This is a genomic window from Salinicola sp. CPA57, assembly GCF_003206035.1.
Classification (GTDB): domain Bacteria; phylum Pseudomonadota; class Gammaproteobacteria; order Pseudomonadales; family Halomonadaceae; genus Salinicola; species Salinicola socius.
In genome coordinates this window covers 1-5,746 of sequence record NZ_PZJR01000022.1, presented here as the reverse complement: position 1 = coordinate 5,746, position 5,746 = coordinate 1, and the positions used below count along the sequence as shown (strand labels likewise).

General features: G+C 54.6%; 2 tRNA genes and 3 rRNA genes. All 5 read right to left on the bottom strand.

Annotation, left to right across the window (positions count from 1 at the left end):
• Window position 1: 1 nt before the first annotated feature.
• Window positions 2–116: ribosomal RNA gene (rrf, locus tag DOM36_RS19535) — 5S ribosomal RNA — on the bottom strand.
• Window positions 117–308: 192 nt separating this feature from the next.
• Window positions 309–3,187, bottom strand: a 23S ribosomal RNA gene (locus tag DOM36_RS19530).
• A gap of 262 nt (window positions 3,188–3,449) precedes the next feature.
• A tRNA-Ala gene (locus DOM36_RS19525) sits at window positions 3,450–3,525 on the bottom strand.
• Between the two features lie 180 nt (window positions 3,526–3,705).
• Window positions 3,706–3,782: transfer RNA gene (locus DOM36_RS19520), tRNA-Ile, on the bottom strand.
• A 97-nt stretch (window positions 3,783–3,879) separates the two neighbouring features.
• A 16S ribosomal RNA gene (locus tag DOM36_RS19515) occupies window positions 3,880–5,420 on the bottom strand.
• The 16S, 23S and 5S rRNA genes sit together here with 2 tRNA genes alongside, the layout of an rRNA operon.
• Window positions 5,421–5,746 lie beyond the last annotated feature (326 nt).

Genomic DNA, 5,746 nt, shown 5'->3' with positions numbered 1-5,746 from the left:
TGCCTGACGATGACCTACTCTCACATGGGGAGACCCCACACTACCATCGGCGCTAAGCGGTTTCACTACTGAGTTCGGCATGGATCAGGTGGTTCCCGCTCGCTATGGTCGTCAGGCAAAACTGACGCAGAAATAATGAGCCTTCACTGCCTACCCGGCCCTCATTCCCACTGATTCGGATCATGCTGCTGAGCGACGTCTCTTGGCTGCCCGCTCTCGAGGGCAGCGCGTATCCGGCAATGTCGATGATGATCACCGAACGGAGACGGGATCTTTCTTTCCGTCTCTCGTAAACCCCTTGGGGTTATATGGTCAAGCCTCACGGGGCATTAGTACACGTTAGCTCAACGCCTTGCAGCGCTTCCACACCGTGCCTATCAACCAGCTAGTCTTGCTGGACCCTTTAGGAGACTCTAGGTCTCGGGGAGATCTCATCTTGAAGAAGGCTTCCCGCTTAGATGCTTTCAGCGGTTATCCCGTCCGCACATAGCTACCCGGCGATGCCACTGGCGTGACAACCGGAACACCAGAGGTGCGTCCACTCCGGTCCTCTCGTACTAGGAGCAGCACTTCTCAAATCTCCAACGCCCACGGCAGATAGGGACCGAACTGTCTCACGACGTTCTAAACCCAGCTCGCGTACCACTTTAAATGGCGAACAGCCATACCCTTGGGACCGACTTCAGCCCCAGGATGTGATGAGCCGACATCGAGGTGCCAAACACCGCCGTCGATGTGAACTCTTGGGCGGTATCAGCCTGTTATCCCCGGAGTACCTTTTATCCGTTGAGCGATGGCCCTTCCATACAGAACCACCGGATCACTAGAACCTACTTTCGTACCTGCTCGACGTGTCTGTCTCGCAGTTAAGCACCCTTATGCTCTTGCACTCAATGCACGATTTCCAACCGTGCTGAGGGTACCTTCGTGCTCCTCCGTTACTCTTTCGGAGGAGACCGCCCCAGTCAAACTACCCACCACACACTGTCCTCACACCGGATCACGGTGCCAAGTTAGAACGCCAATGATGCCAGGCTGGTATTTCAAGGTTGGCTCCACCGGAACTAGCGTCCCGGTTTCCAAGCCTCCCAGCTATCCTACACAAGCAACATCAGCGTCCAGTGTGAAGCTATAGTAAAGGTTCACGGGGTCTTTCCGTCTAGCCGCGGGTACACAGCATCTTCACTGCGATTTCAATTTCACTGAGTCTCGGGTGGAGACAGCGTGGCCATCATTACGCCATTCGTGCAGGTCGGAACTTACCCGACAAGGAATTTCGCTACCTTAGGACCGTTATAGTTACGGCCGCCGTTTACCGGGGCTTCGATCAAGAGCTTCGCCTTGCGGCTAACACCATCAATTAACCTTCCGGCACCGGGCAGGCGTCACACCCTATACGTCCGCTTACGCGTTAGCAGAGTGCTGTGTTTTTAATAAACAGTTGCAGCCACCTGGTATCTTCGACCGGTTCGAGCTCGGGACGCGAAGTCCTTCACCCTAAGCCGGCGCACCTTCTCCCGAAGTTACGGTGCCATTTTGCCTAGTTCCTTCACCCGAGTTCTCTCAAGCGCCTTGGGATTCTCACCCTGACCACCTGTGTCGGTTTGGGGTACGGTCGCATGTGATCTGAAGCTTAGAGGCTTTTCCTGGAAGCGTGGCATCGATGACTTCCGGACCGTAGTCCGTTCGTCTCGTCTCTCGGCCTTGAGATCCCGGATTTGCCTAAGATCTCAGCCTACCGACTTTCACCAGGACAACCAACGCCTGGCTCACCTAGCCTTCTTCGTCCCCCCATCGCAATCACATCCGGTACGGGAATATTGACCCGTTTCCCATCGACTACGCTTTTCAGCCTCGCCTTAGGGGCCGACTCACTCTGCTCTGATTAGCATAGAACAGAAAACCTTGGTCTTCCGGCGGGGGAGTTTTTCACTCCCCTTGTCGTTACTCATGTCAGCATTCGCACTCGTGATATCTCCAGCAAGCTTCTCAACTCACCTTCACAGACTTACACGACGCTCCTCTACCGCNNACCCGTAGCTTCGGCATCTGGTTTGAGCCCCGTTACATCTTCCGCGCAGGCCGACTCGACTAGTGAGCTATTACGCTTTCTTTAAAGGATGGCTGCTTCTAAGCCAACCTCCTAGCTGTCTATGCCTTCCCACATCGTTTCCCACTTAACCAGAATTTGGGGGCCTTAGCTGACGGTCTGGGTTGTTTCCCTTTTCACGACGGACGTTAGCACCCGCCGTGTGTCTCCCACGCTCTACTCACCGGTATTCGGAGTTTGCCTCGGGTTGGTAACCCGGGATGGGCCCCTAGCCGAAACAGTGCTCTACCCCCGGCGGTAATACGTGAGGCGCTACCTAAATAGCTTTCGAGGAGAACCAGCTATCTCCGAGCTTGATTAGCCTTTCACTCCGATCCACAGCTCATCCCAGCATTTTTCAACATACTTGGGTTCGGGCCTCCAATTGATGTTACTCAATCTTCACCCTGGCCATGGATAGATCGCCCGGTTTCGGGTCTATATCCAGCGACTGGTCGCCCAGTTAAGACTCGGTTTCCCTACGCCTCCCCTATACGGTTAAGCTCGCCACTGAATATAAGTCGCTGACCCATTATACAAAAGGTACGCGGTCACAGAACCAGTCTGCTCCCACTGCTTGTACGCACACGGTTTCAGGATCTATTTCACTCCCCTCTCCGGGGTTCTTTTCGCCTTTCCCTCACGGTACTGGTTCACTATCGGTCAGCCAGGAGTATTTAGCCTTGGAGGATGGTCCCCCCATGTTCAGTCAGGGTTTCACGTGCCCCGACCTACTCGATTTCACATATTCAGGTTTTCGACTACGGGGCTATCACCCGCTACGGCCGGCCTTTCCAGGCGCGTTCGTCTAACCAGTCACATGCTTAAGGGCTACTCCCCGTTCGCTCGCCGCTACTGGGGGAATCTCGGTTGATTTCTTTTCCTCGGGGTACTTAGATGTTTCAGTTCTCCCGGTTCGCTTCCCAACACCTATGGATTCAGTGTGGGATACCCAGCTTGTGCTGGGTGGGTTTCCCCATTCGGAAATGTCCGGGTCGCAGGTTGTTTGCCACCTCACCGAACCTTATCGCAGGCTACAACGTCCTTCATCGCCTCTGGCTGCCAAGGCATCCACCGTGTGCGCTTAATCGCTTGACCATATAACCCGAAGGAGTCTGGTCAGTGATTAATCATTCGACAATTGCCGGATACGCTTGAGACGTATCTCGTTGCGTTCTTCTCCAGAGAGAAGAACTTGTCAGCATGATCCAAATTGTTAAAGAGCGACTGTCAATCGACAGTCACAAACCGACGTTATCTTCGATAACCTGGCTTGTGACTGTGGACTTCAGCATTCGACTGTGGGGTGGGTCGCAGGGCAGGCACATTTTCTGCTGAGCGTCGTACACCGCGTGAAGCGTGGTGGAGCCTAGCGGGATCGAACCGCTGACCTCCTGCGTGCAAGGCAGGCGCTCTCCCAGCTGAGCTAAGGCCCCGATAAATGCAATTTTGTTGAAGACAAGGCGCTTTTGACCGACGTGTAGCCTGCTACACGAGGAAAAAAGCAACGCCGTATTCGGCAAAATTTGGTGGGTCTGGGCAGACTCGAATAACCCGGCGACCTCACCCTCTCTCGACATCACCCCAAGGGGTGCGCCAACCAACTGCGCGAGAGATGGTGGGTCTGGGCAGACTCGAACTGCCGACCTCACCCTTATCAGGGGTGCGCTCTAACCAACTGAGCTACAGACCCGTTGGTCACTGGGCGACTTAAGCAGCCATACCACAGTCTTTGCTCTGGTCGATCAGGTAATTGATGTGAGCGCTTGCTCCGCGATCGGTTGGTCGTTTAAGGAGGTGATCCAGCCGCAGGTTCCCCTACGGCTACCTTGTTACGACTTCACCCCAGTCATGAACCACACCGTGGTGATCGCTCTCCCGAAGGTTAAGCTAACCACTTCTGGTGCAGTCCACTCCCATGGTGTGACGGGCGGTGTGTACAAGGCCCGGGAACGTATTCACCGTGACATTCTGATTCACGATTACTAGCGATTCCGACTTCACGGAGTCGAGTTGCAGACTCCGATCCGAACTGAGGCCGGCTTTCTGGGATTCGCTCCATCTCGCGATCTCGCAACCCTTTGTACCGGCCATTGTAGCACGTGTGTAGCCCTACCCGTAAGGGCCATGATGACTTGACGTCGTCCCCACCTTCCTCCGGTTTGTCACCGGCAGTCTCCTTAGAGTTCCCACCATTACGTGCTGGCAAATAAGGACAAGGGTTGCGCTCGTTACGGGACTTAACCCAACATTTCACAACACGAGCTGACGACAGCCATGCAGCACCTGTCTCAGAGTTCCCGAAGGCACCAATCCATCTCTGGAAAGTTCTCTGGATGTCAAGGGTAGGTAAGGTTCTTCGCGTTGCATCGAATTAAACCACATGCTCCACCGCTTGTGCGGGCCCCCGTCAATTCATTTGAGTTTTAACCTTGCGGCCGTACTCCCCAGGCGGTCGACTTATCGCGTTAACTGCGCCACTAAGTCCTTAAAGGTCCCAACGGCTAGTCGACATCGTTTACGGCGTGGACTACCAGGGTATCTAATCCTGTTTGCTACCCACGCTTTCGCACCTCAGTGTCAGTGTCAGGCCAGAAGGCCGCCTTCGCCACTGGTATTCCTCCCGATCTCTACGCATTTCACCGCTACACCGGGAATTCTACCTTCCTCTCCTGCACTCTAGCCTGGCCGTTCCGGATGCAGTTCCCAGGTTGAGCCCGGGGCTTTCACAACCGGCGTGCCAAGCCACCTACGCGCGCTTTACGCCCAGTAATTCCGATTAACGCTCGCACCCTCCGTATTACCGCGGCTGCTGGCACGGAGTTAGCCGGTGCTTCTTCTGCGAGTGATGTCCTTCCTCTGGGGTATTAACCCAAAGGCTTTCTTCCTCGCTGAAAGTGCTTTACAACCCGAAAGCCTTCTTCACACACGCGGCATGGCTGGATCAGGCTTTCGCCCATTGTCCAATATTCCCCACTGCTGCCTCCCGTAGGAGTCTGGGCCGTGTCTCAGTCCCAGTGTGGCTGATCATCCTCTCAGACCAGCTACGGATCGTCGCCTTGGTAAGCCGTTACCTTACCAACTAGCTAATCCGACATAGGCTCATCCGATAGCGCGAAGTCCGAAGATCCTCCGCTTTCTCCCGTAGGACGTATGCGGTATTAGCGTGGGTTTCCCCACGTTATCCCCCACTATCGGGCAGATTCCTATGCATTACTCACCCGTCCGCCGCTCGCCACCAGGGAGCAAGCTCCCCGTGCTGCCGCTCGACTTGCATGTGTTAGGCCTGCCGCCAGCGTTCAATCTGAGCCATGATCAAACTCTTCAGTTTAAAGTCTGATAGTCCTTACTTCTCCCAAGCCCAAAGACAAAGGAAAAAAGCGGACCAAACTTGGTTCAAGGTCAAACGAATCTTTGACGAGTCGCTTGCCTCGATATGTCGTGACTGACGTCACGCGAGAGCAAGCACCCACATCAATTACCTGATCGATTGTTAAAGAGCGTTCCCACTTGGAAAGTCTTGCGACTTCCGCCACGAGCCTGAAAGGTTTCAAGTGCTTGTCAGCGCTTGTTTTCTTGCTCGCCGTAAGGAGTGGCGTATTTTAAGGATCTGGGCGAAGATGTCAACGTTTTTCTGTCGAATCCTGCCGGGCGCCG